The organism is Agromyces marinus (assembly GCF_021442325.1).
GTDB lineage: Bacteria > Actinomycetota > Actinomycetes > Actinomycetales > Microbacteriaceae > Agromyces > Agromyces marinus.
The window spans coordinates 796,331-822,653 of sequence record NZ_CP087879.1; the positions used below are offsets into that span (position 1 = coordinate 796,331).

The 26,323-nt window shown below is 71.5% G+C and carries 23 protein-coding genes and 1 pseudogene; 21 read left to right on the top strand and 3 right to left on the bottom strand.

All coding sequences use genetic code 11. The annotated features are described in order from the left end of the window. Positions 1–45: 45 nt before the first annotated feature. Both DSM26151_RS03800 and DSM26151_RS03805 read left to right on the top strand, forming a co-directional pair. The gene (locus DSM26151_RS03800) at positions 46–645 is read left to right on the top strand and encodes an ArsR/SmtB family transcription factor (RefSeq protein WP_234661099.1); all 600 of its coding nucleotides are present in this window, start codon (positions 46–48) and stop codon (positions 643–645) included. Further along, positions 642–1,997 (top strand): MFS transporter, encoded by a 1,356-nt coding sequence (locus DSM26151_RS03805; protein WP_234661100.1) that lies wholly within the window; start codon positions 642–644, stop codon positions 1,995–1,997. Before DSM26151_RS03800 ends, DSM26151_RS03805 begins: the two co-directional genes overlap by 4 nt. Here DSM26151_RS03805 and DSM26151_RS03810 read toward each other — a convergent pair. Further along, a complete protein-coding gene (locus DSM26151_RS03810; RefSeq protein ID WP_234661101.1) occupies positions 1,927–2,298 on the bottom strand; it encodes a TraR/DksA family transcriptional regulator in 372 nt (123 codons plus the stop codon). The genes DSM26151_RS03805 and DSM26151_RS03810 overlap by 71 nt on opposite strands. A 237-nt stretch (positions 2,299–2,535) precedes the next feature. Here DSM26151_RS03810 and DSM26151_RS03815 point away from each other — a divergent pair, with 237 nt between their 5' ends. The 7 genes from DSM26151_RS03815 to DSM26151_RS03845 all read left to right on the top strand — a co-directional run bounded on the left by DSM26151_RS03815 (position 2,536) and on the right by DSM26151_RS03845 (position 11,832). Then, on the top strand, positions 2,536–4,767 hold the full coding sequence (locus DSM26151_RS03815; protein WP_407651027.1) for a DNA polymerase III subunit gamma and tau: 2,232 nt from the start codon (positions 2,536–2,538) through the stop codon (positions 4,765–4,767). Between the two features lie 3 nt (positions 4,768–4,770). Further along, the gene (gene recR / locus DSM26151_RS03820) at positions 4,771–5,367 is read left to right on the top strand and encodes a recombination mediator RecR (RefSeq protein ID WP_234661103.1); all 597 of its coding nucleotides are present in this window, start codon (positions 4,771–4,773) and stop codon (positions 5,365–5,367) included. A gap of 32 nt (positions 5,368–5,399) precedes the next feature. Next, positions 5,400–5,753, top strand: coding sequence for a nuclear transport factor 2 family protein (locus DSM26151_RS03825; protein ID WP_234661104.1), 354 nt, complete (start codon positions 5,400–5,402; stop codon positions 5,751–5,753). 102 nt (positions 5,754–5,855) lie between these two features. Further along, complete coding sequence (locus tag DSM26151_RS03830) at positions 5,856–7,130, top strand: aspartate kinase (protein ID WP_234661105.1); 1,275 nt, start codon at positions 5,856–5,858, stop codon at positions 7,128–7,130. A 10-nt stretch (positions 7,131–7,140) separates the two neighbouring features. Beyond that, a complete protein-coding gene (locus DSM26151_RS03835; protein WP_234661106.1) occupies positions 7,141–8,196 on the top strand; it encodes an aspartate-semialdehyde dehydrogenase in 1,056 nt (351 codons plus the stop codon). A gap of 191 nt (positions 8,197–8,387) precedes the next feature. Continuing rightward, positions 8,388–9,818 carry a malate:quinone oxidoreductase gene (locus DSM26151_RS03840; RefSeq protein WP_234661786.1) on the top strand — a complete coding sequence of 477 codons (1,431 nt, stop codon included), beginning with the start codon at positions 8,388–8,390 and terminating at the stop codon, positions 9,816–9,818. A gap of 229 nt (positions 9,819–10,047) precedes the next feature. Further along, positions 10,048–11,832 carry an ABC-F family ATP-binding cassette domain-containing protein gene (locus DSM26151_RS03845; protein ID WP_234661107.1) on the top strand — a complete coding sequence of 595 codons (1,785 nt, stop codon included), beginning with the start codon at positions 10,048–10,050 and terminating at the stop codon, positions 11,830–11,832. Here the strand turns inward: DSM26151_RS03845 and DSM26151_RS03850 are convergent. Then, complete coding sequence (locus tag DSM26151_RS03850) at positions 11,811–12,347, bottom strand: VanZ family protein (RefSeq protein WP_234661108.1); 537 nt, start codon at positions 12,345–12,347, stop codon at positions 11,811–11,813. The genes DSM26151_RS03845 and DSM26151_RS03850 overlap by 22 nt on opposite strands. A gap of 212 nt (positions 12,348–12,559) precedes the next feature. On the opposite strand from DSM26151_RS03850, the gene DSM26151_RS03855 reads away from it, so the two are divergent. Then, entirely contained in the window at positions 12,560–13,168 is a 609-nt protein-coding gene (locus DSM26151_RS03855) for a hypothetical protein (protein WP_234661109.1), read from the top strand. Continuing rightward, positions 13,165–13,479, top strand: coding sequence for a hypothetical protein (locus DSM26151_RS03860; RefSeq protein ID WP_234661110.1), 315 nt, complete (start codon positions 13,165–13,167; stop codon positions 13,477–13,479). Before DSM26151_RS03855 ends, DSM26151_RS03860 begins: the two co-directional genes overlap by 4 nt. 36 nt (positions 13,480–13,515) lie before the next feature. Here the strand turns inward: DSM26151_RS03860 and DSM26151_RS03865 are convergent, their stop codons facing one another. Continuing rightward, complete coding sequence (locus DSM26151_RS03865; RefSeq protein WP_234661111.1) at positions 13,516–14,472, bottom strand: IS1595 family transposase; 957 nt, start codon at positions 14,470–14,472, stop codon at positions 13,516–13,518. A gap of 55 nt (positions 14,473–14,527) precedes the next feature. Between DSM26151_RS03865 and DSM26151_RS03870 the strand changes: the two are divergent. From DSM26151_RS03870 to DSM26151_RS03915, 10 genes and pseudogenes are all read left to right on the top strand, one after another. Next, positions 14,528–15,622, top strand: a pseudogene (locus tag DSM26151_RS03870) (Rv2578c family radical SAM protein). Between the two features lie 141 nt (positions 15,623–15,763). Next, on the top strand, positions 15,764–17,023 hold the full coding sequence (locus DSM26151_RS03875; protein ID WP_234661112.1) for a sensor histidine kinase: 1,260 nt from the start codon (positions 15,764–15,766) through the stop codon (positions 17,021–17,023). Next, the gene (locus DSM26151_RS03880; protein WP_234661113.1) at positions 17,020–18,165 is read left to right on the top strand and encodes a hypothetical protein; all 1,146 of its coding nucleotides are present in this window, start codon (positions 17,020–17,022) and stop codon (positions 18,163–18,165) included. Before DSM26151_RS03875 ends, DSM26151_RS03880 begins: the two co-directional genes overlap by 4 nt. Next, on the top strand, positions 18,155–18,811 hold the full coding sequence (locus tag DSM26151_RS03885) for a response regulator (protein ID WP_234661114.1): 657 nt from the start codon (positions 18,155–18,157) through the stop codon (positions 18,809–18,811). Before DSM26151_RS03880 ends, DSM26151_RS03885 begins: the two co-directional genes overlap by 11 nt. Continuing rightward, the gene (locus DSM26151_RS03890) at positions 18,812–19,429 is read left to right on the top strand and encodes a thymidine kinase (RefSeq protein ID WP_234661115.1); all 618 of its coding nucleotides are present in this window, start codon (positions 18,812–18,814) and stop codon (positions 19,427–19,429) included. A gap of 146 nt (positions 19,430–19,575) precedes the next feature. Further along, a complete protein-coding gene (locus DSM26151_RS03895; protein WP_234661116.1) occupies positions 19,576–21,054 on the top strand; it encodes a sugar transferase in 1,479 nt (492 codons plus the stop codon). A gap of 61 nt (positions 21,055–21,115) precedes the next feature. Then, entirely contained in the window at positions 21,116–21,994 is an 879-nt protein-coding gene (rfbA, locus tag DSM26151_RS03900) for a glucose-1-phosphate thymidylyltransferase RfbA (RefSeq protein ID WP_234661117.1), read from the top strand. Further along, the gene (rfbB, locus tag DSM26151_RS03905) at positions 21,991–23,001 is read left to right on the top strand and encodes a dTDP-glucose 4,6-dehydratase (RefSeq protein WP_234661118.1); all 1,011 of its coding nucleotides are present in this window, start codon (positions 21,991–21,993) and stop codon (positions 22,999–23,001) included. Before rfbA ends, rfbB begins: the two co-directional genes overlap by 4 nt. Continuing rightward, positions 22,998–24,437 (top strand): sugar nucleotide-binding protein, encoded by a 1,440-nt coding sequence (locus DSM26151_RS03910; protein ID WP_234661119.1) that lies wholly within the window; start codon positions 22,998–23,000, stop codon positions 24,435–24,437. Before rfbB ends, DSM26151_RS03910 begins: the two co-directional genes overlap by 4 nt. A 40-nt stretch (positions 24,438–24,477) precedes the next feature. After that, positions 24,478–26,322 carry a DUF4012 domain-containing protein gene (locus DSM26151_RS03915; RefSeq protein ID WP_234661120.1) on the top strand — a complete coding sequence of 615 codons (1,845 nt, stop codon included), beginning with the start codon at positions 24,478–24,480 and terminating at the stop codon, positions 26,320–26,322. The last annotated feature ends 1 nt before the right edge of the window (position 26,323 follow it).

Below are 26,323 nucleotides of genomic sequence, written 5' to 3' on the forward strand. Positions count from 1 at the left end.
ACAAGAACTCTTGTGCAAGAGTTCTTGTGGAACTATCCTGAGGGCATGACCGACCCGTCGCGACCGCCCGCCGACTCTCGCGCCGACCTGCGCGACCCCGGCCCGATGCGGGCCCTCGCGCACCCCGCGCGGCTGAGGATCCTCGGCATCCTGCGCCTCGACGGGCCCGCGACGGTCGGGGCGCTCGCCCGGGCGACCGGCGAAGCGCCCGGCGCGGTGAGCTACCACGTCGCCACCCTCGCCAAGCACGGCCTCATCGAGGAGGCGCCCGAACTCGCACGGGACCGCCGCGAGCGCTGGTGGCGCGCGGCGCACGCGCGGACGAGCTGGGATGCCGCCGACGCGCTCGGCGACCCGGCGCGGCACGCGGCATCCGACGCCCTGCGCCGAACGGTCCTCGAGAGCTACCAGGCCGAACTGCTGGCCGCGCTCGCCGCCGAGGCGAGCCTCGAGACCGAGTGGATCGCGGCATCCGACTCGTCCGACGGCGCTGCGAACCTCACGATCGAGGAGTTCCGCGAGCTCGCGGCCGACCTCGCCGCCGTCCACGCCAAGTGGCTGGGTCGGGGGCGCGACCGCGAACCCGGCGGCGAGGTCCGGACGGTGCGCTGGATCACGCACGCCTTCCCGCGGAGCGGGGCATGAGCGCCGGCGTCCGGGTCGACTCCGACGCGCCGGCACGCCGGCGACTTCCGCTCGTCGCGCTCCTGGCCGCGCAGCTCTGCTCGCTCGGCGGCAACGCGATCGCGCTCGTCGCGGTGCCGCTCATCGTGCTGCAGCAGACCGGGTCGCCGCTCGCGGCCGGCGTCGCCGGCATCTTCGCGACCGTCCCGCTCGTCATCGGCGGCGCGCTCGGCGGCGTGCTCGTCGACCGGTTCGGCTACCGGGCGTCGAGCATCGCAGCGGATGTCGCGAGCGGCGCGACCGTGCTCGCGATCCCGATCCTCGACGCCGTGGGGCTGCTGCACTTCGGGGTGCTGCTGGCGCTCGTCTTCCTCGGCGGACTGCTCGATGCGCCGGGCGACACGGCCAAGACCGTGCTCATGCCCGACCTCGCCGAACTCGCGAGGACCCCGCTCGCCCGCGCAGCGGGCGCCCAGTCGGCGGTGCAGCGGACGGCCACCATGGTCGGGGCCGGAACGGCGGGTGTGCTCATCGCCATCGCCGGACCGATGACGGCCCTCGTCGTGGATGCCGCGGGCTTCGCCGTGTCGGCCCTGCTCGTGCTGCTGCTCGTGCCGAAGCGCCGCGCGGCGGCCCTCGACGGCGCCGACCCGGCCGACCCGGCCGCACTCGCCTCCGCCGGCAGCGCGGGCTTCGTCGCCGGCATCCGCTTCATCATGCGAACGCCGCTCGCACTCGGCGTCGTCCTGCTCGTGACCCTGACGAACGCGATCGACGCCGCGGGGCTCATGGTGCTCAAGCCCGTGTACGCGACGGAGGTGCTCGGCGACCAGGCCGCCCTCGGATTCATGATCGGCACGTTCGCGGCGGGCGCCCTCATCGGGTCGAGCGCGTTCGGGCTCGTCGGGCACCGCGCGTCGGGCCGGATCATGTTCGCCACGTGCTTCGTGCTCGCGGGCGCGCCGCCGTACGTCGCGATCGCTCTCGACGCCCCGGCCGGCCTGCTCTTCACGGTGCTGGGCGTCTCGGGGCTCGCCGCGGGCGCGCTGAACCCGATGATCTCGACCGCGCTGTACGGCGTGGTGCCCGACGGCATGCGTGCGCGCGTGTTCGGTGCGATGACCTCGGGCGTGGCCGCGTCGATGCCGGTCGGTGCGTTCATCGCCGGGGTCGCGGTTGATGCGTTCGGGCTCGCACCGGTCGCTGCCGGAGCGGCGGTGCTCTACGCGGTGCTGGGCGCGAGTCCGCTCGTGCTGCGCGCGTTCGACGGGCTCGCGGGTGCGCGCGCCCTGGGGCCGGCCGTCAGCGGACCAGCCGGGCGCAGTCGATGCAGAGCGTCGCGGTCGGGCGGGCCTCGAGGCGCGCGACGGTGATCTTGCTGCCGCAGCGCTCGCAGATGCCGTAGGTGCCGTCGTCGATGCGGGCGAGCGCGCGGTCGATGTCGTCGAGCTCGTGCTCGACATCGTGCAGGACCGCGGTGCGCTGCGACCACTCCTGGCTCATGGTCGGACCGTCGGGGTCGTGCTCGTCGTCGACGGAGACCTCGGACCTGGCTTCCCGGACGGCGGTGATGCTCTCGCTCTGCGTGGCGAGGCGCTCCTCTGCCTCGCGTCGCTCTGCGAGGAGGAGCTGCCTGAACCGTTCGAGCTGCTCGGCTGTGCGGACCCCGGTCACGCGACCACCTCCGTCATCGGGCACCGGTACGGGCGGATGACGATGCCGCACCGATGCGGTCTCCCGATCCTATGCCCGACCGCCCACGGCGGCGCCGGGACGAACGGCCCGGCGTCGGACGGGATGCACGCACCCGGAGGGCGCACCACGGCTGGATGCGGTGTCGGACCCCGCGACTACCATTGACGCGTGGTCACCGCCCTGTATCGCCGCTACCGGCCTGAGACGTTCGCCGAGATGATCGGGCAGTCGCAGGTCACCGAGCCGCTCATGACGGCACTGCGCACCGATCGGGTCAACCACGCCTACCTGTTCAGCGGTCCGCGCGGGTGCGGCAAGACGACGTCGGCGCGCATCCTCGCGCGGTGCCTGAACTGCGCCGAGGGGCCGACCGACACCCCGTGCGGGGTGTGCCCGAGCTGCGTCGAGCTCTCGCGGAAGGGCGGCGGCTCGCTCGACGTCGTCGAGATCGACGCGGCGAGCCACAACGGCGTCGACGACGCCCGCGACCTGCGCGAGCGCGCCGTCTTCGCGCCGGCTCGCGACCGGTACAAGATCTTCATCCTCGACGAGGCGCACATGGTCACCCCGCAGGGGTTCAACGCGCTGCTCAAGCTCGTCGAGGAGCCGCCCGAGCACGTGAAGTTCATCTTCGCGACGACCGAGCCCGACAAGGTGCTCGGCACCATCCGCTCGCGCACCCACCACTACCCCTTCCGGCTCGTGCCGCCCGCGCCCATGCTCGAGTACGTGCAGGGCCTGTGCGACGAAGAGGCGGTCTCGGTCGAACCCGGCGTGCTCGCCCTCGTCGTCCGCGCCGGCGGCGGCTCGCCGCGAGACACGCTCTCGCTGCTCGACCAGCTCATCGCCGGATCCGAGGGCTCGACCGTCGGCTACGAACGCGCCGTCGCGCTCCTCGGCTACACCCACGGCACCCTCCTCGACGAGGTCGTCGACGCCGTCGGCGCCGCCGACGCGGCCCGCGCCTTCGCCGCGGTCGACCGCGTCATGCAGACCGGCCAGGATCCGCGCCGATTCGTCGAAGACCTGCTCGAACGGCTCCGCGACCTCATCGTCGTCGCCGCGACGAGCGCGCAGGCGGCCGCAGCCGTCCTCCGCGGCGTGCCCGGAGAAGAACTCGAACGGATGTCGGCCCAGGCCGCCGCCTTCGGACCGGCCGAGCTCTCGCGCGTCGCCGACCTCGTCAACCAGACCCTCACCGACATGACCGGCGCGACCTCGCCCAGGCTCCACCTCGAGCTCATGCTCGCGCGAGTCCTCGTGCCCGCGGCCGACGACACCGAGCGCGGCGCGGTCGCGCGCGTCGAACGCCTCGAACGACGCGTCGAGGCCGGCATCGCAGCACCCCGGGCGGCGACCCGGACCGCGTCCGCCGCACCCGCCGCGGCAGCCCCGGCGGCTCCGGCGGCTTCCGCCCCGGCGGCTCCGCCTGCGCCAGCTCCGGAACGCGCCCCCGCCCCCGCCGCCGCCGCCGGTCCCGCCGTCGTGGCCGCGCCGACCGAGCCCGGCCCGACCGAGCCCGGCCCGACCGAGCCCGGCCCGACCGAGCCCGACCCGACCCGCCCGGCCGGCCCCGTGACCGCCGGCCGCATGCGCGAAGCCTGGCCCGACGTGCTCACCGCACTCCAACGCACCAAGCGAAGCGCCTGGATGGTCGCGCTCAGCGCGCAGATCCTCGAGTACCGCGACGACGACGTGCTCGTGCTCGGCTTCCCCAGCGAATCCGACATGAGCGGGTTCCGCTCCGGCCCGCCCGGCCAGACCGTCGGCGACCTGCTCCGTGCGGCGATCGAGGAGGTCCTCGGCGTTCGCGTGAAGTTCCTCGGCCGCGTCGGCGGCAACCCCGGCGGGGGAGGCGGCGCACGAGCGAACCCGCCCGCACCGACCACGTCGGGCCCGGCCTCGCCCGGCACCGGCCGCCCAGCCGCGCAGACCGCCGCGCAGTCCCCCGCACAGGCCGCAGGCGACCCCGCGTCCGAACGAGGAGCGTCCGGCACGCAGGCCTCGGCGCCGACCGCCGCCCAGGCATCCCCCGCACCGTCGGCGCCGAGCGGCCCGGTCGACTCCTGGGCGACCGTCGCCATCCCCACGCCCGACGCCGACGCGGGCGCGACCGGCGTCGCCGAGGCATCCGCTTCGACGTCGACCCGCACCGCACTCGCCGAGCGCCCGGCGGCGAAGCCCGCACCCGACCTCGACGACGTGCCGCCGCTCGACGACGCCGACGCGCCGCCGCCCGAAGACGAGCCCGACTTCGCGCCCGAACCGCCCGCGGCACCGCCGGCGCCCGCAGCCGCGCCAGCCCCGACCGCCCCGCCCGCTCCTGAGCGACGCGGCAGCGCACCCGGCATCCAGCGCTACGGCGAAGCCGTCGTCCGCGACCTGCTCGGCGCCACCTTCCTCGAAGAGGTCGAAGCGCCCGCCACCCGATTCGGCGAGCGAGGCTAGCGCGTGTACGAGGGCATCGTCCAGGAACTCATCGACGAACTCGGCCGACTCCCCGGCATCGGGCCGAAGTCGGCGCAGCGCATCGCGTTCCACATCGTCCAGACCGAGCAGTTCGACGTCTCCCGGCTCGCCGAGATCCTCACCGAGGTGCGCGACAAGGTGAAGTTCTGCGAGATCTGCGGCAACGTCGCCGAGCAGTCGACGTGCTCCATCTGCCGCGACCCCAGGCGCGACGCCGGCGTCATCTGCGTCGTCGAAGAGGCCAAGGACGTCGTCGCCATCGAGCGCACCCGAGAGTTCCGCGGCCTGTACCACGTGCTCGGCGGCGCGATCAGCCCCATCGACGGCATCGGCCCCGACGAACTGCGCATCCGCCAGCTCATGCAGCGACTCGCCGACGGCACCGTCACCGAGGTCATCATCGCCACCGACCCCAACCTCGAAGGCGAAGCCACCGCCACCTACCTCAGCCGGCTCCTCACCACCCTCGAGATCCGCGTCACCAGGCTCGCATCCGGCCTCCCCGTCGGCGGCGACCTCGAGTACGCCGACGAGGTCACCCTCGGCCGCGCATTCGAAGGGCGCCGCGTCGTCGGTTGACGCAACCCGCATCGCGGGATAGAACGGTGCCCATGAGCGCAGGAACCGACTGGGTCGAGGGCTACGTGAAGGCCTGGGAGACCAACGACGCCGACGACATCGCCGCGCTGTTCACCGTCGACGCCGTCTACGAGTACAGCCCCGCCGACCCCGAAGCGCTCACCGGGCGCGACGCGATCGTCGCCGGCTGGCTCGATGCCCCGGACGAACCCGGCGACTGGCGCTTCACGTGGGAGATCCTCGACGAACACGACGACCTCGTCATCGTCCAGGGCCGGACCGACTACCCAGCGGCCAAGCTGTACGACAACCTCTGGATCATCCGGCTCGCGCCCGACGGGCGCGCACGACGCTTCACCGAGTGGTACATGGCTCGCGAGCGCTGACCCGCCGTCACATGGCTGGGCCGGCATCGGCCTCGCCGTATGATGAAGGCTCCGACGACGGGCCCGTCGGCCCGCCTGCGCCCACATTCCCCGGGAGACCACGTGAGCCTGATCGTGCAGAAATTCGGCGGTTCGTCCGTCGCCGATGCAGAGAGCATCAAGCGGGTCGCCAAGCGCATCGTCGAGACCCGCAGGGCCGGCAACGACGTCGTCGTCGCCGTCTCGGCGATGGGCGATTCGACCGACGAACTGCTCGACCTCGCCAACGAGGTCACCCCGATCCAGGCACCCCGCGAACTCGACATGCTGCTCTCCTCGGGCGAGCGCATCTCCATGGCGCTGCTCGCCATGGCGATCAAGGCGCTCGGCCACGACGCACGTTCCTTCACCGGCAGCCAGGCCGGCATGATCACCGACTCCGTGCACGGCGCCGCACGCATCGTCGACGTCACCCCCGTCCGACTCCGCGAGGCGCTCGACGAGGGCGCCGTCGTCATCGTCGCCGGCTTCCAGGGCTTCAGCCGCGAATCGCGCGACATCACCACCCTCGGCCGCGGCGGCAGCGACACCACCGCCGTCGCACTCGCCGCCGCCCTCGGCGCCGACGTGTGCGAGATCTACACCGACGTCGACGGCGTCTTCACCTCCGACCCGCGGGTCGTGAAGAAGGCGCGCAAGCTCGACCGCATCACGAGCGAGGAGATGCTCGAACTCGCAGGTTCGGGTGCCAAGGTGCTGCACATCCGGGCCGTCGAGTACGCCCGCAGGCACGGCGTCACCCTGCACGTCCGGTCGTCGTTCAACAACAGCGAGGGGACCGTCGTGTACGACCCCGAGCGTCTTCCCGAAGGAGAAGCAGTGGAAGAGTCCGTCATCGCCGGAGTCGCGATCGACCTGTCCCAGGTCAAGATCACCGTCGTCGGCGTGCCCGACGTCCCCGGTGCCGCGGCGAAGATCTTCAAGATCCTCGCCGGCACCCACGCGAACGTCGACATGATCGTCCAGAACGTCTCCGCGGCATCCACCGGCCGCACCGACATCTCGTTCACCGTGCCGAAGTCCGACGGTGAGAAGTCGCTGCAGGCGCTGACATCCGCTCAGGACTCGCTCTCGTACCAGTCGCTGCAGTACGACGACCAGATCGGCAAGCTCTCCCTCGTCGGCGCGGCCATGCGCTCGGCGACCGGCATCTCCGCGAAGCTGTTCGAAGCCCTCTACGAGGCCGGCATCAACATCGAGATGATCTCCACCAGCGAGATCCGCATCTCGGTCGTCACACGGGCCGACAGCGTGAACGCGGCAGCCAAGGCCGTGCACACGGCATTCGACCTCGACGGCGACGACGACGCCGTCGTCCACGCGGGAACCGGCAGGTAAGGAGGCCACCATGGCACACGGAGTGAACATCGGCGTCGTCGGCGCCACCGGGCAGGTCGGCGCCGTGGTGCGTCGGCTCCTCGAGGAGCGCGACTTCCCCGTCGCCACCATCCGCTTCTTCGCATCGGCACGCTCGGCGGGCACGACCCTGCCGTTCCGGGGCGAGCAGGTCGTCGTCGAGGACGCCTCGACCGCCGACCCCACCGGCCTCGACCTCGCGATCTTCTCCGCTGGCGCGACGCTCTCCAAGGCCCAGGCGCCGCGGTTCGCGGCGGCGGGCGTCACCGTCATCGACAACTCCAGCGGATGGCGCATGGACCCCGAGGTCCCGCTCGTCGTCAGCGAGGTGAACCCGCACGCGATCGACGAGGCGAAGAAGGGCATCATCGCCAACCCGAACTGCACCACCATGGCCGCGATGCCCGTGCTCAAGGTGCTGCACGACGAGGCCGGCCTCGAACGCCTCGTCGTCTCGACGTACCAGGCCGTGTCGGGCGCGGGCCTCGCCGGCGGCGAGGAACTGCTCGAGCAGGCCCGTGCGGCCGTCGAACAGGACGCCATCGAGCTCGTGCACGACGGCGGCGCGGTGACGCTGCCCGAGCCGCAGAAGTTCCCCCGGCCGATCGCGTTCGACGTCATCCCGCTCGCGGGGTCGATCGTCGACGACGGCGACCTCGAGACCGACGAAGAGAAGAAGCTCCGCAACGAGAGCCGCAAGATCCTCGAGCTGCCCGGCCTGCGCGTCGCGGGCACGTGCGTGCGCGTGCCCGTCTTCACCGGCCACTCGCTCTCCATCCACGCCGAGTTCGCCAACCCGATCACGCCCGAGCGCGCGACCGAGCTGCTCGCGGTCGCGCCGGGCGTCGAGCTCAGCGACATCCCCACGCCCCTCCAGGCCGCAGGCAACGACCCGAGCTACGTCGGTCGCATCCGGCAGGACCAGTCCGCGCCCGAGGGCAAGGGCCTGGTGCTGTTCGTCTCCAACGACAACCTGCGCAAGGGTGCGGCGCTGAACGCCGTGCAGATCGCCGAGCTCGTCGCCGCGAAGCTGCCGACCGCGGTCTGATCCAGGCGACTCGAGGGCCCGTCCCGGCCATCCGCCGGGGCGGGCCCTTCGGCGCGCGGAAGCGCATCCTACTGGACACGACGGCTCCCGAGCATGACCGCGCTGGTCAACGCGTACATCCGACCGCCCATACACTGGAACGCGTGAAATCCGAGGACACGGTCGACGTCGTACTGATCGGCGGGGGCATCATGAGCGCCACGCTCGGCTCCCTGCTCTCGAGGCTGCAGCCCGAGTGGAGCATCCGACTCTACGAGCGCCTCGGCCGTGTCGCGCAGGAGTCCTCCAACCCGTGGAACAACGCGGGCACCGGGCACGCCGCGCTGTGCGAGCTCAACTACATGCCCGAGTCGGCGAACGGCAGCCTGAGCCCGGCCAAGGCCGTGTCGATCAACGAGCAGTTCCAGGTCAGCCGGCAGTACTGGGCCCACCTCGTCGAATCGGGCGCACTCGACGACCCGCGGAGCTTCATCAACTCGACTCCGCACATGACGTTCGTGCGCGGCCGCTCCAACGTCGACTACCTCAAGCGTCGCGTCGCCGCCCTCGAAGGCCAGCCGCTCTTCGACGGCCTCCGGTACACCGAAGACCTCGACACGATCGCCGAGTGGGCACCGCTGCTGGCGAAGAAGCGCAACCCGAAGGCGAAGATCGCGGCGACCCGCATCGACTCCGGAACCGACGTCGACTACGGCGCCCTCACCGTGCAGCTCCTGCAGGACATCGAGTCGCGCGGCGCCGAGATCCGCACCGATCACCAGGTCATCGGGCTCAAGCGGCTGAAGGACGGTACCTGGCGCATCAAGGTCCGCAACCTCGTCGGCGGCACCCCCGAGGTGGTCCGGGCCCGCTTCGTGTTCGTCGGCGCCGGCGGCGGCGCACTCGCCCTCCTGCAGCAGTCCGGCATCCGCGAGATCCGCGGCTACGGCGGGTTCCCGATCTCCGGCCAGTTCCTGAAGACCACCAACCCGAAGATCGTCGCGCAGCACCAGGCGAAGGTCTACGGCAAGGCCGCCGTCGGCGCGCCGCCCATGTCGGTCCCGCACCTCGACACGCGCGTGGTCGACGGCGAGGCGTCGCTGCTGTTCGGACCGTACGCCGGCTTCACGCCGAAGTTCCTCAAGACGAGCACGTGGTTCGACCTGCCGTTCTCGATCCGGCTGCACAACCTCATCCCCATGCTCCAGGTGGGACTGCGCAACTTCGACCTGGTCAAGTACCTCGTGGGCGAGCTCATGGCGTCGCGCGAGAAGAAGCTCGACGCGCTCCGGGAGTTCATGCCGACCGCGAAGTCCGCCGACTGGGAGCTCATCACCGCCGGCCAGCGCGTGCAGGTCATGAAGAAGGACCCGGAGAAGGGCGGCATCCTGCAGTTCGGCACCGAGGTGATCTCGGGCGCCGACGGCAGCATCGCGGGCCTGCTCGGCGCCTCGCCGGGCGCGTCGACCGCGGTGCCGATCATGCTCGAGGTGCTCGGCACGTGCTTCCCCGACCGGATCGGCGAGTGGGAGCCCGCGATCCGCGAGATGATCCCGTCCTACGGCTCCACGCTCTCCGACGACCCCGAGGCGGCCGCCGAATCGCTCGCCCGGACCGCGGCGACGCTGAAGCTGACCGCCTGAGGGCCGAAGAGCGGATGCCGCGTGGCATCCGCTCTTCGGCGATGAGCACCGCCGTCTGCTATCGTCGACGGCGCTATGAAGTGAGCACATCCCACCGTCCCGCGCCCGAGGCGCCGTCGACACCGGGGTGTGCCTGTTCCGTACCGATCGCGAGCGCGATCGCGGCTGCGCACCCTGACGACGGCACGTGCCCGGCGGGATCCACGACTCGTGAAGGGATCCCTTCCGCATGCGATCTTCGCTCGACCCCACCACCCGTGCCGCACACCTGCACGCCGACGGACTCTCGGTCGCCTTCGGCGACCGCCCCGTCTTCGCCGACCTCGACGTGATCGTCGCGCCGGGGCGACGGCTCGGCCTCATCGGCGAGAACGGTGCCGGCAAGTCCACGCTGCTGGCCGTCCTCGCCGGCATCGACCCGCCCGGCGCCCGCGTCCTCGGCCGCATCGCGCGACCCGCGCGCACCGGGCTGCTCCATCAGGAACCGCCGTTCCCGGCAGACGCCGTCGCGGGCGAGGTCCTCGAGGCCGCCGTCGGCGAGGTGCGCGATCTCGAACGCGAACTGGATGCCGCGGCTGCGGCCCTCGGCGACGAACCGGGTGACGCGCGGGCGGCGGCCGCCGCAGCCGAGCGGTATGCGGCCGCGCTGGACGCGGCCGAACGCGTCGACGTCTGGTCGATCGAGCGTCGGCGCGACGAACTGCTCGACGGCCTCGGCATCGGGCGGGTCGACCGCGCGCGCCGGGTCGGCGAACTCTCCGGCGGGCAGCGCAGCCGCTTCGCGCTCGCGGCGCTGCTGCTCTCCTCGCCCGAGGCGCTCCTGCTCGACGAGCCGACGAACCACCTCGACGATGCCGCCGCGGACCACCTCGAGCAGGCCCTGCGGGCCTGGCGCGGTCCGGTCGTCTTCGCAAGTCACGACCGCGAGTTCCTGGACCGGGTCGCGACCGGCCTGCTCGACCTCGATCCGGGGCAGGTGCGGGCAGCGGATGCCGCGGCCGGACCGTCGTCGCCGCGGGACCGCGAACCGGGTGCCGTCAGCCGGGAGGCGCAGCTCGCGGCATCCGTCGGCACCGCCTTCGGCGGGTCGTTCAGCGAGTACCTCGCGGTCAGGGAGAGTGATCGCGACCGATGGCGGCGGCGCCACGACGCCGAGCAGTCGGAACTGCGCCGGTTGCGGGGTGCCGTGGCGGAGGGCGCACGCGATGTCGCGCACGGCCGGGCGCCGACCGACCGCGACAAGTTCATCGCCCACTTCAAGGGCGAGAACGTCGCGACGGCCGTCGCACGGCGCGTCCGGGACGCGCGGGCGCGATGGTCCGAACTCGAACGCACCCAGGTCGCTGCGCCGCCCGCGCCGCTCGAGTTCGCCGGGATCCCGCCAGGCGCGCACGCGCCGTCTGTGGACGCCGGACCCGTGCTGGAGGTCTCGGACCTCGCCGTCGAAGGGCGGCTCTGCGTGCCCGCGCTGCGCGTGAGCGCGAACGCGCGACTGCTCGTCACCGGGGCGAACGGGGCAGGCAAGTCGACGTTGCTCGACGTGCTCGCGGGCCGACTCGCGGCCGATCGCGGGACCGTGCGCCGTCGACGCGGGGTGCGCGTCGCGCTCCTCGAGCAGGACGTGCGGTTCGCCGACCCGGAGGTGACGCCTCGGGCCGCCTACGAGCGCACGCTCGGCGAACGCCGGGCCCAGCGCGTGCCGCTCTCGGGGCTCGGCCTGATCTCGCCGCGCGACCTCGACCGACCGGTCGGGCGGCTCTCGGTCGGGCAGCAGCGCCGGCTCGCACTCGCGCTCGTCGTCGCGGCACCGCCGCACGTGTTCCTCCTCGACGAGCCGACCAACCACCTCTCGCTCGCGCTGGCCGGCGAACTCGAGGACGCGCTCGGCACGTTCCCCGGCGCGGTCGTCGTGGCCAGCCACGACCGCTGGCTGCGTCGACGGTGGGCGGGGGATGAGATCGCGCTGGTCGCGTCGGGTCACCGGGCGTCGGGTCACCGGGCGTCGGGTCGCTGAGCCTCGGCGACGGATGCCGCAGCCCCGGGCGCCGCGGCATCCCGAGCCGCAGTTGCCGGTCGGACGCTCTGCGCGCCGAGCACCACCGCGAGTGCACCGATCGCCGCGCCGACCGAATTGGCCAGCACGTCGCGGAGATCGTACGTGCGACCGGGGAGGTACGCGGACTGGGCGAGCTCGGCCGACAGGCTCACCGCCGCTGCGAGCAGCCCTGCGGAGAGGACGAGGTGGATTCGCGGCCGGGCGAACCAAGCCGCCCACAGCGCGCCGAACGGCAGGAACAGCACGGCGTTCAGTCCGGACTGCACCACCGGGTAGCGGATGTGCGCGGGCATGCCGAATCGCGCCAGGGCCTCGATGAGCCCGTCGACGCGGATCAGGCCGCCCTCGCCGTCGACGTGGACCGGCCAGAACAGCACGAACCCGAGCGCGACGGCGTACACGACCCCAACCAGCGCGAGCACCACGCGGCGCCGCGCGAGCGCGCGACGAGCCGGGCGCGGCGACGTGGGCATCGAACCAGCGTAGCCCGCATCCGCGAGGCTCGACCGGGCGGCCCGGTTGCACGAGATTCGAAGATGTGTTCTGGGTATCTGTTTAAGTGAAGTTGGTCTCCGTACCATCCGTATCCGCGGATCAGCAAGTCGGCTAAAGGTCCGACAAGCCCTGTTGCTGCTTGCGCAGATACGTTCATCCCAGTCGTTCATCGAGGAGCGACGGAACGGAGATGGATGTGAAGGTTCGACAGAGTGTTGGAAACGGAAGCGCGGCTCGGCGGCGCGGTTGGGTTGGATTGGTTGTCGCGCTCACGGTGACCGGGCTCGCGGTGCCGGCGGCGCCCGCGTATGCCAAGCCGACGCCGCCACCCGCCGAACAGCCCCTGTACGAGGTTGTGATGAACGGGGAGGTATACGACCCGGACGAGGTCACCGTGTCTCCGATGCTTTCTGCGCCCGGTTGTACGTCGGGGCAGTCATCAACCACACACATCGTGGCCTGGCAGCGGCGTCGTCCGGATGGGGTCGCCCTTCTACAGTGCGGCACCCTCAGCTGGGGCTGGCGTCACATCGCCGATCGGCACGGGAGTGATTGGCAGAGGATCGTCACGACGTACAAGCTGGGCGGCACGTGGGATCAGTTTGCCAAGTGGGCGATGAGTGGAACCGTGGGGCAGCCGCTTTCCGCTCCCTACAAGGCGAGCAATGACACGTACACGTACACGGCGCCGATTCAGAACCGGGCGTACAACTCCGGCGCGACCGCCAAGAGCTACATGGTCTACGTTCCCGTTGGCGCTTCGAACGATCGTGTCATTACCGGCTACCCCGTTTCATGACACAGCTTGCTCGCTTCTTCGCGCACCTCAAGGCGGTGGACAGTCGCAACAGCGGTGATCTCGAACGTGAGTCGGTCATGATCTGGTGCATGCCCGGCGAACTCGTGCCGTTCAAGGTGTCTGCGGACGAGCTCGCTGCCGCGCTGCCGACGATCGAGAGCGATTCCAGATCGCTCTGGCCGGATGTTCCACCAGAACTCGCTGCGTTTCGCCTGCTTTCGATCCACATGATGGAGCACGCGGAGTCTGGCAAGCCTCGCGGCGAACGCGGATATCAACTGCAGTCGGGGCTGTTCGTGCCATGGAGCTAGCGAATTGGACGAACCGCCCCGATGTCGATCTGGCCCTCAACTCAAGTAGGGGTTCGATTCAGGGTCGAGAAGGTCTCGGAGCGGGTGCGGGTCGGTGTGCACGGCTTGCTGGAGGAGCCGGTAGAACAGCAGCCCGCGGCTGGTGGAGTCGCGGCGGTTGAACCGATACGTGAACTCGTCGAGGTAGTAAGGCAGTTGGTGCTCGGCGACGCCGTAGTGCAGGGTGCCGGTCAGCCAGCGCTTGAGTAGCGAGGCGGTCAGGTGCACGCCTGGCAGCACCGCGGTCGGGTCGGGCGCGTTGTACCCGGTGGCGTACTCGTGGGTGTACCCCAGGTCGGCGAGTCGGCGCATCATCCGTGCGCCGTCCGTATGGATTGTCGAGCCCTGTACAACGGTGTTCTGCGTGAACGTAACGAGCCCGAGGGTGCCCGGCCGGTCCGCAAGTCCGAGCCGAATCCGGCCGAGCTTGCGGCCCGGGCCGGGCTTCTCGACGGCGACCATTACCGTCGCTTTGCCGGTGCTCGCGCCCAAGTGTCCGCCGCTGACGCCGCCGACGAAGGTCTCGTCGACTTCGACCACGCCGTGCAGCAGGTCGCGGTCCGGGCGCACCATGGCCCGGCGCAGCTTGTGCATCCATGCCCACGCGGTCTCGTAGGACCACAGGCCGAGCACCCGCTGCAGTCCCTGGGCGGACATGCCGTTCTTCTGCGAGGTCACGAACCACACGGCCGCGAACCACGTCGACAACGGCATCCGCGTGCGGTGGAAGATCGTGCCCGCGGTCACTGACGTCCGACGAGCACAGGCACGACACATCCGTAGGCCGGCGCCCGTGAGCCAAAACTCCCGTCCCCGGCACTCGGCGCAGACGAACCCGTCCGGCCACCGCAGCTGGGCAAGATACTCCAAACACGCGGCATCGTCCGGGAACCAATCGCGCAGCTCCTGATAGGTCCGCGGATAATCGACCCCGCCAACGGGGCGCTCGGCCACGAACTCAGCCTACTTCACTTAGGCAGATACCCAGAAGATGTGTTCGACTCTTCGGGTGAGGTGGAACGACCAGGAGCTCGGCGTCGAGCAGGCAGGAACCCTGCCGGGGCTCGCGCGGCTGAACTCGCTCGTCCGGAGCGTTCGGGCGCCCGAGTTCGCGGGCGTGACCTTCCACGAGGTGCTCGCGAAGTCCGCGCTGAACAAGGTCCCGGCCGATCGTCGATGCCGTTCGGGTGGACCGTCAACGCGTACCGCGGATGCAGCCACGCCTGCGTGTACTGCTTCGCGCGACCGACCCCACGAGTACCTCGACCTCGACGCCGGAGACGACTTCGACCGGCAGCTCATCGTCAAGGTCAACGTCGCCGACGTGCTCCGCCGCGAGCTCGCCAGGGCATCGTGGAACCGCGAACCCGTCGCGCTCGGCACGAACACCGACCCGTACCAGCGGGCCGAGGGGCGCTACGAGCTCATGCCGGGCATCATCGAGGCGCTCGCGGGCAGCGGAACCCCGTTCAGCGTCCTGACCAAGGGCACGCTGCTGCGCCGAGACCTGCCGCTGCTCGCCGATGCGCGCGAACACGTCGCGGTCGACCTCGCCGTGTCGATCGCCGTGGTCGACGATCAGCTCCAGCGCTCGCTCGAACCGGGCACCCCGAGCGCCGCAGCCCGGCTCGCGACCGTCACGGCCGTGCGCGAAGCCGGGTTCGACTGCACGGTGTTCCTCATGCCGGTGCTCCCATACCTCACCGACACGCGAGCTCACCTCGACGCCGCGTTCGCCCGCATCCGGGCCGCCGGCGCCACGAGCGTCGTCCACGCCGCACTCCATCTGCGCGGGTCGGTCAAGCCGTGGTTCTTCGCCTGGCTCGAACGCGAGCACCCCGAGCTCGTGCCCCGCTACCGCGCGATGTACCCGGGCTCGGCGGCGTACGCACCGAAGGAGTACCGCGCCTGGCTCGGCGAGCGCATCCGGCCCCTGCTCAGGTCGCACGGGCTCGAGCGCGGGCGCGAAGACGTCGTGACCGGAGGCATCCGCTCGTCGGCGACGCCGCACGCGAACGCGACCCGCCGCACGCTCGGCGCAGCCCACGCGGTCGGCGACCGTGCCGGACCCGGCGCAGGCGCGGCGCCGGGAATGCTGTTCTGAGGCGGCCGCGCGAGCCGTCGACGCGGCCGCGCGATCGGGCCCGGCGGCCGCCGGGCCGGACACCGCTGGGACGATCGCCCTCCGGCCTGAGATAATCCGGCCAGTGCCGTGTACCCCTGCGCGGCCGGGATCGGAGCACGAATGACCCTGGGCCTGCCCGAGCACCTCGCCCGGGCGTCCCTGAGCCGGGCCCTCACCGGCGCAGGTCACGCCGCGGGTGCCGTGTGCCTCGCCTCGGCGCTCGCCGTCGCGGGGGCTTCGCTCGTCGCGGCGCCGGGCATCGACGGTGCCCCGAGCCGCGAGTCGGCGATCCTCGCGCTCACGCTCCTCGGCGGCCAGGCCCTCCTGTTCGTGCTCGTCGTCATCAGGCCCAACGTGGCCACCACGGTGCTCGCGCTGCTCGGCGGCACGGTCGCGGTCTTCGGGCTCACCGTGCTCGTCATGTCCGAGGGCCTCGGATTCGAGTCCACGAACAACGCCGTGCTGGCCATGCCGCGCGCGGCCCTCCTGCTCATCGGCGGAGCCGGGATCGGATCGCGCATCGCGATCGCCTGGGCCGGGCTCGGATGGGGGATGGGGGAAGCGGCGACGATGCTCGGCGCCGCGGCGACGGGCACGCCCTGGGTGCCGAGCACGGCCGCCGCGGCCGCCCTCGGCATCCTGGTCGTCGCGCGCGTCTACGACTCGCTGACGAGGGGCGAGGACCGCCGTGAGGCGGCGCTGCACCGGGCCAGCCAGCAGACGCGAGAGCTCGCCATCCGCCACGACTACGAACTCCGCGCCATCGCCAGGCTGCACGACACGGCGCTCAGCCACCTCATCGCGATCGCGGCGGCGGGCTCCGGACCGGTCGACGAGCGCCTGCGCGCCGGCATCCGGCACGACCTCGCCCTCATCGTGGGCCGGGACTGGGCGGCCGAGCACGGTGAGGATGCCGGGGTCGAGGCGGCGGGCGTTCCCGGTGCGGGGCGCGCGGTATCTGCCGCTGGAGCCGTACGCGCCGCTGAGGATCCGGGGGCGGCATTGGCGAGCGTCGTCGCGGCGGCCGAGGAGGCCGGTGTCGCCGTGGTGCTCACGGGCGACCTCGACGCGCTCGCGCTCATCGGCCCGCGACGGCGCGAGGCGCTCGCATCCGCAGTCCTGCAGTGCCTGATCAACGTCGCCCGCCACGCCGGCGTCGACACGGCCGAGGTCGCAGTCGGACCCGCCGACGGCGAGGTGTCGGTGGTCGTCGTCGACGCCGGGCGGGGCTTCGACCCCGACCGGGTGTCCGAGGACCGGATCGGGCTGCGCACCTCGATCCGCGCCAGGATCGAGCAGGAGGGCGGCACCGCCCGCGTCTGGTCCCGGCCGGGCATCGGCACGACGGTCCTGCTGGCCGTCCCGGAGGGAGGCGCATGAGCGCGGCGCTCCGACTCACGCAACAGGAGGTCGACCCGATCGGCGGCATCGCGGCGACGCGGCTCGTGCAGGTCGGAGCCGCACTCGCGGTGCTCGTGTCGGTCGCCCTCACGTACTGGCACCGGGCCGAGGTCGGCTCGCCGGCAGCCGCGCTCGCCGGCGTCGCGCTCGTCGCGGCAGCGGGGGTCGCCGCGGCCGTGTCGGCGGCTCCGTCTCGCGCGCCGTTCGGGGTCGACCGTCTCTGGCTGACGGTTGCGCTGGCGCTCGGCGGCGCCATCGCCGAGTTCCTCAGCACGTTCGGGGCGAACCGGTACCTGTACGACGACTACGGACCGATCGTCGTCGGGATGCTGATCCTCTCGGTCGCACCGTACTGCACGTGGCTCGCGCTGCTCGTGGCCGGCGTCGTCTCCGCCGCCGTGCTCACGATCCTGGCCGTCGGATCGAATGCCGCGGCATCCGCGGTCGAGTTCACGCCGACGGTCGCGCTCGTGGCGGTCGACTCCGTCGTGGTCCTCGCCATGACGGCCGCCGCAGCCGCGTACTCGGCGACGATCGTCGGCGAGAGCCTCGCGTGGCAGCGGAAGTCGAATGCCATCGCGCTCGACCGCGACGGCGGCGTGCGAGCGGGGATCGTCCGTTCGGTCCAGCAGGGGCGGGTCTCGGTGCTGGGCCGCGAGGTCCTGCCGTTCCTCGCCGGCGTGATGACGGCCGACCGCATCGACGTGGCCGATGCCGACCGGGCCCGCGAGTTGGCCGACATGCTCAGGCGGGCGCTGAAGTCCGAGATCGAATCCACCTGGCTCGACGACCTCGCGGCATCGATCGAGGTCGCCCGCGACCTGCCCGTGACGGTCGAGGATCCGGATGCGGGCGCGTCGCGCATGCACGGCGACCAGCGACCGTCGCTGACCGCCCTGCTGTCGTGGCTGGCCGCGGAGGGGCGCTCGCGCGACCTGCGGGTGCGGCTGGCCGCAGGGCCCGACGGATCGACCGTCGTGGTCGACGCGCGAGTCGCCGGGCAGCCGCCCGCGCGCCGCGAGCTCGAGCGCTTCCTCGCGGTGGCGCGCGCGGCGGGCATGCGCGCCGACGCGGCGATCACACGGGAGAATGTGCGAGTGGAGTTGCGATATGACGACTGAGACCGAAGCGGATGACGCGGTGCGGATCGCGATCCTCGACGACCACGCGCTGATCGTCGACGGGCTCGCGACCTGGATCGGCGATCATGCCGACGACTTCGACGTCGCCATCCGCACGACCCGCTGGCTCGACCTGATCCGCCACCCGGCGTTCCCCGTCGACCTGGTCCTCATGGACCTCCAGCTCGGCGACACGGTCTCGATCGAGTCGCGGATCCGGGCCTGCCGGGCCGCGGGCGCGGCGGTCGTGGTGGTGACCGCGCTCGACGACGACCTGTCCGAGTCGCGATGCCTGGCCGCGGGAGCCGACGGATTCGTCTCGAAGACGAAGTCGACCGCGGCGGTCGTCGAGGTGGCCCGTCGGGCGCTCCGCGGGGAGCGGATGCCGAACGGTGCCGACGCGGCGGACGAGGACGCCATCCCGGCGCCCGCCGACGCCGCACTCAGCGCTGCCGAACGGCGCGCGGTCGCGCTCTACGCGCAGGGCATGTCCACCGTGCGCGTCGCCGAGACGATGGAGATCGGGTACGAGTCGGCGAAAACCTACCTCAGGCGCGCCCGCGAGAAGTACGCCAGGGCGGGCCGGCCCGCCGGCCGACGCGCCCAGCTGATCCGCCGAGCCGCGGAAGACGGGCTGCTCGAGTAGATGGCGAAGCTGTACTTCCGCTACGGGGCGATGAACTCCGGCAAGTCGACTGCGCTGCTGCAGGCCGCGTTCAACTACGAGGAGCGCGGCCATCGGGTGCTGCTGGCCAAGCCCGCGGTCGACACCAAGGGCGACCGCGACATCGTCTCGCGGCTCGGCGTGGTGCGCGGGGTGGACTTCACCATCGGCCCCGACGACCCGGTGCTCGACGTGTTCCAGCGATACCGGACCCCGGTCATCGAGGCCCACGGGCGGGACGTGAGCTGCCTCCTGGTCGACGAGGCGCAGTTCCTCACGACCGAACAGGTCGACGATCTCCTGAGGATCGCGCTGCTCGACGACGTCCCGGTGCTCGCATACGGCATCCGGACCGACTTCCAGACGGTCGCCTTCGAGGGCAGCCGGCGACTGCTCGAGGTCGCCCACAGCCTCGAAGAGCTGAAGACCATCTGCCGCTGCGGGCGCAAGGCGATCTTCAACGGCCGTCGCGTCGGCGGGCGATACATCTTCGACGGCGACCAGGTCGCGATCGACGGGGTCGAGGTCGCCTACGAATCGCTGTGCGGGGTCTGCTACCTGCAGGAGAGCGGGGGGCACCTCCAGGGCCGGAGAACCTGACACGACGACGGGCCCGCCCCATTTCGGGGGACAAACTGCGCGGTCCTCACCATCGAGGACCCCGCGGGGATAGCCTGTGGGTGCCCGTCGGCCCGACGACGGGGGTCCGCGCACCCGGGGTGATGAGGTTCGCGGCGGAGGTGATCATGACCCTCACGAGGCAGCCCGTGAGTACGAGTCCGGCCGACCTGGTCGCGGAATGGCAGCGCTCCTACGCGCGCCGACTGCTCGTCACCGACCTCATCGTCATCGTGTTCGCGGTCTACGGCTCGCAGTTCATCAGGTTCGGCACCACCGGAACCTCCCTGCGCATCCCCGGCCTCGACGGCGATGCCGAGTTCCTGCTCAACTACGCGCTCGTCTCCGCGCTCATCGTCGTCGGCTGGCTCGCGTCGCTCGCGATCTTCGGCTCGCGCGACCGCACCATCATCGGCGCCGGCACGGCCGAGTACCGCCGGATCGCCGACGCCAGCATCCGGGTGTTCGCGATCCTCGCGATCCTCGCCTTCCTGCTGCGGTCCGACATCGGCCGGGCCTACGTGCTCGTGGCATTGCCGCTCGGGCTCGTCATGCTGATGTTCAGCCGGTGGGCCTGGCGCAAGTGGCTCCTCCGCCGCCGGGCCGCGGGGCAGTTCCTGCACCGTGCGGTCCTGATGGGGGAGCGGCAGAAGTCGGCGCACGTCGCCGAGCAGATCCTCCGCGACGGCGTCTCCGGCATCCACCTCGTCGGTGCCGTCACCGAGCACGGCGAGGCAGCCCACGAGCTCGCGCCCGGCATCCCCGTCCTCGGCGACTACGGATCGCTCGAGCGCGTGCTCCGCGAGGCCCGGGCCGACACCGTCGTCTTCACGGGTGCCGACACGATCGACCCGCGCGGGATGCGAGAACTGGGCTGGCAACTCGAGGCGACCTCGACGAACCTCGTCGTCGCGCCGGCCCTGACGGATGTCGCGGGCCCGCGGATCCACGCACGCCCCGTGGCCGGCCTCCCGCTCATCCAGGTCGACTACCCCGAGTTCACCGGCAGGAAATACGCGGCCAAGCGCGCCTTCGACATCGTCGTCTCGACGATCGCGCTCGTCGTCCTGACGCCCGTCTACCTCGTGGTCGGGTTCCTGATCCGCCGCGACAGCCCCGGGTCCGCGCTGTTCGCCCAGGAGCGGGTCGGCCTGAACGGCCGACGCTTCCGGATGCTGAAGTTCCGTTCGATGGTGGCCGATGCCGAATCGCGCCTGCCGCACCTGGCCGAGCGCACCGACGGCAACGGCGTGCTGTTCAAGATGCGAGTCGACCCGCGGGTCACCCGGCTGGGTGCGGTGCTGCGCAGGTACAGCCTCGACGAGCTGCCCCAGTTCTGGAACGTGCTCCGAGGCGACATGTCGCTCGTCGGACCGCGGCCCCCGCTCGCGAGCGAGGTCGCCAGGTACGACGAGTGGGCGCACCGGCGACTGCTCGTCCGCCCCGGCATCACCGGGCTCTGGCAGACCCAGGGGCGCTCCGACCTCTCGTGGGACGACAGCGTGCGGCTCGACCTCTACTACGTCGAGAACTGGTCCCTCACGGGCGACGTGATCATCCTGTACCGCACCGCGCGAGCGGTCTTCCACGCCCAGGGCGCGTACTGATGCCGGAGCGAGCGTCGCGGCGTCGTGGTCGCACGAGCGCCGATCGGGCAGAATCGAGTCGATGAAGGGCATCATCCTCGCGGGCGGGTCGGGTACGCGTCTGCACCCGGTCACGCTCGGGATTTCGAAGCAGCTGGTCCCGGTGTACGACAAGCCGATGGTGTACTACCCATTGAGCACGCTGATGCTCGCCGGCATCCGCGACATCCTCGTCATCACCACCCCGCACGACGGCCCGCAGTTCCGAAGGCTCCTCGGCGACGGGGAGCGGTTCGGCGTGTCCATCTCGTATGCGGCGCAGGAGCGCCCGGACGGACTCGCGCAGGCGTTCGTGCTCGGAGCGGACTTCGTCGGCGACGACGAGGTCTGCCTCGTGCTCGGCGACAACCTGTTCTACGGGCCGGGCATGGGCCAGCAGCTCGGCCGGTTCCGCAACGTGGACGGCGGGGTCATCTTCGCGTACCGCGTCGCGGATCCGACCGCGTACGGGGTCGTCGAGTTCGATGCGGACGGGCGGGCGAGATCGATCGAGGAGAAGCCGGCCGAACCGAGGAGCGCCTTCGCGGTGCCGGGGATCTACTTCTACGACAACGGGGTGATCGACATCGCCAGGACGCTCGTGCCGTCGGCCCGCGGCGAACTCGAGATCACGGACGTGAACCGGACCTACCTCGAGCAGGGCCGGCTGCACGTGGAGGTGCTGCCGCGCGGCACGGCCTGGCTCGACACCGGGACGGTGGATGCGCTGTCGGATGCGACGGAGTTCGTGCGTTCGGTCGAGCGGCGGCAGGGGTTGAAGATCGGCGCACCGGAGGAGGTCGCCTGGCGTCAGGGGTGGATCGACGATGACGGGCTGCGGGAGCGTGCGGACGGCCTTCGCAGGTCGGGGTACGGCGACTACCTGCTCGGCCTGATCGACCGAGGACGGGAGCACGCATGAGCACGCTGCTCGTGACCGGCGGTGCCGGCTTCATCGGCTCGAACTTCGTCCGGCGCGTGCTCGCGGACACGGAGCACGAGGTCCTCGTGCTCGACAAGCTGACGTATGCGGGCGATCAGATGTCCTTGGCGGGCCTGCCGGGCCCGCGGCTCGGGTTCGTGCGCGGCGACGTCGCGGATGCCGAGCTGGTGGGGCGGCTGGTCGACGGGCTCGACCCGGCGACCGACGCGATCGTGCATTTCGCGGCGGAGTCGCACAACGACAACTCGCTGGCCGGACCGCGACCGTTCCTGGACACGAACGTGATCGGCACCTACACGCTCATCGAGGCGGCGCGGCGGCGCGACATCCGCTTCCATCACATCTCGACCGACGAGGTCTACGGCGATCTCGAGCTCGACGACCCGGCGAAGTTCACCGAGTCGAGTGCGTACCGGCCGTCGAGTCCCTATTCGTCGACCAAGGCGGCATCGGACCTGCTCGTCGCGGCGTGGGTGCGCAGCTTCGGGCTGCGGGCGACGATCAGCGGATGCTCGAACAACTACGGGCCCTACCAGCACGTGGAGAAGTTCATCCCGCGGCAGGTCACGAACGTGCTGCGCGGGCAGCGGCCCAAGCTGTACGGCACCGGGCGGAACGTGCGCGACTGGATCCATGTCGACGACCACAACAGCGCCGTTCTCGCGATCCTCGAGCGCGGACGAATCGGCGAGACCTACCTCATCGGCGCGAACGGCGAACGGAGCAACCGCGAGGTCGTCGAAACGCTCCTCGAACTCCTGGGCCGGCCGCGCGACGAGTACGACCTGGTCGGCGACCGCCCCGGCCACGACCTCCGCTACGCGATCGACGCGTCGAAGCTGCGCGCCGAGACCGGGTGGGAACCGCGCTTCACCGACTTCCGCGACGGGCTGGAACGCACGATCGAGTGGTACCGGGCGAACGAGGCCTGGTGGGCGCCGCACAAGGACGCCGCCGAGGCACGGTACGCGGAGCTGGGGCGGTGACCGGCGCGCCGACCCCGCTCGCGGTCCTCCCGACCGAGATCCCCGGGCTGCTCGTGGTGGAGCATCCGGTGCACGGCGACGCGCGCGGATGGTTCGCCGAGCACTGGCAGCGCGAGAAGATGACCGCGCTCGGGCTGCCCGACTTCGGCCCGGTGCAGCAGAACGTGTCCTGCAACGCGGCCGTCGGGACCACGCGCGGGTTCCACGCCGAACCCTGGGACAAGTACGTCGGCGTGACGACCGGGCGCGCATTCGGCGCCTGGGTCGACCTTCGTGGCGGCGCCGGTCACGGGCGGGTCGTCACCCGCGAACTGCGCCCTGGAGTGACGGTGTTCGTGCCCCGCGGCGTCGCGAACGCGTTCCAGACCCTCGAGCCCGACACCGCGTACACGTACCTCGTGAACGACCACTGGTCGCCCGGCGCGGTCTACTCCGCGGTCGACCTGGCCGACCCCGCCCTCGGCGTGGCATGGCCGGTTCCGCTCGAGCAGGCCGTGCTCTCGGACAAGGACCGCTCCAATCCGTGGCTCGCGGACGCGGTGCCCGTGCCGCCTCGCACGACGCTCGTGCTCGGCGGGACCGGACAGCTCGGTCGCGCCCTGCGCGCGGCGATCGACCAGACGGCGGTCGACGCCGGTGGGCCGGGCGCGCCGGTCCGCTTCCCGACGCGTGCCGACCTCGACCTCGGCGACGCCGAGTCGATCGCCGGCTACGACTGGTCCGACGTGGGCACCATCGTCAATGCAGCCGCGTACACGGCCGTCGACGCGGCGGAGGGCGAGGGCCGCGCCGATGCCTGGGCCGTCAACGCGGCCGCCGTCGCCGCGCTCGCCGAGATCGCGATCCGACGCCGGATCGCCCTCGTGCACGTCTCGACCGACTACGTCTTCGACGGCCGCAGCGCTCCGCACCGGGAGGACGCGCCGATCGGGCCGCTCGGCGTCTACGGTGCCTCGAAGGCCGCGGGCGAACTCGCCGCGCAGGTGGTCCCGCAGCACTACCTGGTGCGGACGAGCTGGGTCGTCGGCGACGGCCCCAACTTCGTGCGCACCATGCGGCGGCTCGCCGACGACGGCGCATCCCCGGCCGTGGTCGCCGACCAGACGGGTCGCCTCACCTTCGCCGACGAACTCGCCCGCGCGATCCTCCACCTGCTCGAGACCCGGCCGCCGTACGGCACGTACCACGTCTCCAACGGCGGCCCGGTGACCAGCTGGTTCGACGTCGCGCGCGAGGTGTTCACGCTCGTCGGCGCCGACCCCGAACTGATCACCGCGACGACGAGCGCTGAGTACGCGGCATCCGCTGTCGCTGCGGGGCGCACCTACGCGCCGCGACCCGCTCGGAGCGAGTTCGACCTCGGGCGCATCCGCCGGACCGGCTTCGAGCCGGAAGCAGCGCTGACCGCGCTGCGCCGGTACCTCCGGAGCGGATGAGGAGGCGTACTCCCATGCTTCAGCGAATACGATGGCTCGCGTGAGCACACGAGCCCTCCGAGAACGCAAGCCGCTGATCCGCAGTGCGCGGCTGTGGGTTCCCGTGTCGCTCGGTGTCATCCTCCTCGCACTCGTGGGCGTCGGCTTCGCCGGAGCCCAGGTCGCCGAGCGGGGCTTCGCAGCCAAGGATGAGCTCGAACTGGCGATCCCGCTCGCGAAGCAGGCGCAGAAGCAGGTCCTCGCGGGCGACCAGGAGGGCGCGACCGCGACGATCGCGCAGCTGCGCACGCACTCCGCCGCGGCCCGGGAGCTCACCGACGACCCGTCGTGGCGATCGTTCGAGTGGGTCCCCGTGCTCGGCGCCAACCTCCAGGCGGTGCGGGTGACCGCCGCATCCGTCGACGACCTCGTCGACGGCGTCGTCGAGCCCGCGACCACCCTGAGCCTCGAAGCGCTGAAGCCCGTCGGGGGTGCCATCGACCTGGTCGCCCTGACGGGGCTCTCCGAGACCGTCGACGGCGTCGCCGACACCATCGGCCGGGTCTCGGGCGAACTCGACACGATCGATCGCGAACCGCTGATCGGTCCCGTCCGCGACGGGGTCGACCAACTCGACGAGGCCGTCGGCGAACTCGAGCCGATGATCGAACCCGCCCAGCAGGCACTCGCAGTCCTGCCCGGCGCACTCGGAGCGGACGGCCCGCGCAACTACCTCGTGCTGTTCCAGAACCTCGCCGAAGCGCGCGGGACCGGCGGCAACCCGGCGGCACTGCTCCTCGTGAACGTGACCGACGGGCGCATCACGATCGGCCGGCAGGCCTCCAGCACCGACTTCCGGAACGGCCGGCCGGAGCCGATCATCGCCCTCGATCCCGAGACCGAGGCACTGTACGGCGACAAGATCGGCCGGTACATGATGGATGTCACGCTCACGCCCGACTTCCCGGAGACGAGCGAGATCATCCGCGCGTTCTGGGCGGAGTCCTTCGGCGACCAGGTCGACGGCGTCGTCTCGTTCGACCCGGTCGCACTCGGCTACCTGCTCGGGGCGACGGGGCCGGTCGGCCTGGCCACGGGCGAGAAGCTGACCGCGGACAACGCGGCCGGCATGGTGCTCAACGACGTCTACTTCCGATACGAGGATCCAGAGGACCAGGACGCGTTCTTCGCGGCCGCTGCGGGCTCGGTCTTCGGCGCATTGATGTCCGGGTCCGCCGACACGGACGCGTTGGTGACCGCCCTCACGCGGGCGATCGACGAGGGCCGACTCATGTACGTCCCGTCCGACGAGGCGGAGGCCGACCTCATCGACGGCGCCCGAATCGCCGGGACGCTCCCGGTCGACGACCGCGAGGCGAGCGTCGTCGGGGTCTACGTGAACGACATCACCCAGGGGAAGATGGACTACTACGTCCAGCTCGACGTCGCCGCTGCGACGGATGCCTGCACCGTCGACCGCGGGACGGCGCCCACGTTCACGACGACTGCGACCCTGGCGAACACGGTCCAGCCGGACCAGGTCGACGGACTCGCCGACTACATCGCCACCGGCAAGTACTTCCCGCGCGGCCACATCTCGACCGACCTGGTGCTCTACGGTCCGATCGGTTCGACGTTCCAGCAGGCGACGGTCGACGGCAGGGCCGTGTCCGCCACCCCGCTCACGCACCTCGGTCGCCCCGCCGTGAAGGTCAACGTCCGGAACGTGCCCGCGTCGGCCCACACGGTCGAGGCGACGTTCACGGGCGAAGCGGGCGCCGAGTACGGCCCCCTCGAGGTTCGGCACACGCCGCTCGTGCGGGCGTCGAACATCACCCTCGACCAGCCGGGCTGCGCCGAAGCCGGCGAAGCCGCCGACGCCGGCACGGCGGCTGACGCCGGCTGAC

What these genes read in the sequence shown, in the direction of transcription:
- DSM26151_RS03800 (WP_234661099.1), top strand. Translation starts at nt 46, where the DNA reads ATGACCGACCCGTCGCGACCGCCCGCCGACTCTCGCGCCGACCTGCGC.
- DSM26151_RS03805 (WP_234661100.1), top strand. Translation starts at nt 642, where the DNA reads ATGAGCGCCGGCGTCCGGGTCGACTCCGACGCGCCGGCACGCCGGCGA.
- DSM26151_RS03815 (WP_407651027.1), top strand. Translation starts at nt 2,536, where the DNA reads ATGATCGGGCAGTCGCAGGTCACCGAGCCGCTCATGACGGCACTGCGC.
- DSM26151_RS03825 (WP_234661104.1), top strand. Translation starts at nt 5,400, where the DNA reads ATGAGCGCAGGAACCGACTGGGTCGAGGGCTACGTGAAGGCCTGGGAG.
- DSM26151_RS03835 (WP_234661106.1), top strand. Translation starts at nt 7,141, where the DNA reads ATGGCACACGGAGTGAACATCGGCGTCGTCGGCGCCACCGGGCAGGTC.
- DSM26151_RS03840 (WP_234661786.1), top strand. Translation starts at nt 8,388, where the DNA reads ATGAGCGCCACGCTCGGCTCCCTGCTCTCGAGGCTGCAGCCCGAGTGG.
- DSM26151_RS03845 (WP_234661107.1), top strand. Translation starts at nt 10,048, where the DNA reads ATGCGATCTTCGCTCGACCCCACCACCCGTGCCGCACACCTGCACGCC.
- DSM26151_RS03850 (WP_234661108.1), bottom strand. Translation starts at nt 12,347, where the DNA reads ATGCCCACGTCGCCGCGCCCGGCTCGTCGCGCGCTCGCGCGGCGCCGC.
- DSM26151_RS03855 (WP_234661109.1), top strand. Translation starts at nt 12,560, where the DNA reads ATGGATGTGAAGGTTCGACAGAGTGTTGGAAACGGAAGCGCGGCTCGG.
- DSM26151_RS03860 (WP_234661110.1), top strand. Translation starts at nt 13,165, where the DNA reads ATGACACAGCTTGCTCGCTTCTTCGCGCACCTCAAGGCGGTGGACAGT.
- DSM26151_RS03875 (WP_234661112.1), top strand. Translation starts at nt 15,764, where the DNA reads ATGACCCTGGGCCTGCCCGAGCACCTCGCCCGGGCGTCCCTGAGCCGG.
- DSM26151_RS03880 (WP_234661113.1), top strand. Translation starts at nt 17,020, where the DNA reads ATGAGCGCGGCGCTCCGACTCACGCAACAGGAGGTCGACCCGATCGGC.
- DSM26151_RS03885 (WP_234661114.1), top strand. Translation starts at nt 18,155, where the DNA reads ATGACGACTGAGACCGAAGCGGATGACGCGGTGCGGATCGCGATCCTC.
- DSM26151_RS03890 (WP_234661115.1), top strand. Translation starts at nt 18,812, where the DNA reads ATGGCGAAGCTGTACTTCCGCTACGGGGCGATGAACTCCGGCAAGTCG.
- DSM26151_RS03895 (WP_234661116.1), top strand. Translation starts at nt 19,576, where the DNA reads ATGACCCTCACGAGGCAGCCCGTGAGTACGAGTCCGGCCGACCTGGTC.
- rfbA (WP_234661117.1), top strand. Translation starts at nt 21,116, where the DNA reads ATGAAGGGCATCATCCTCGCGGGCGGGTCGGGTACGCGTCTGCACCCG.
- rfbB (WP_234661118.1), top strand. Translation starts at nt 21,991, where the DNA reads ATGAGCACGCTGCTCGTGACCGGCGGTGCCGGCTTCATCGGCTCGAAC.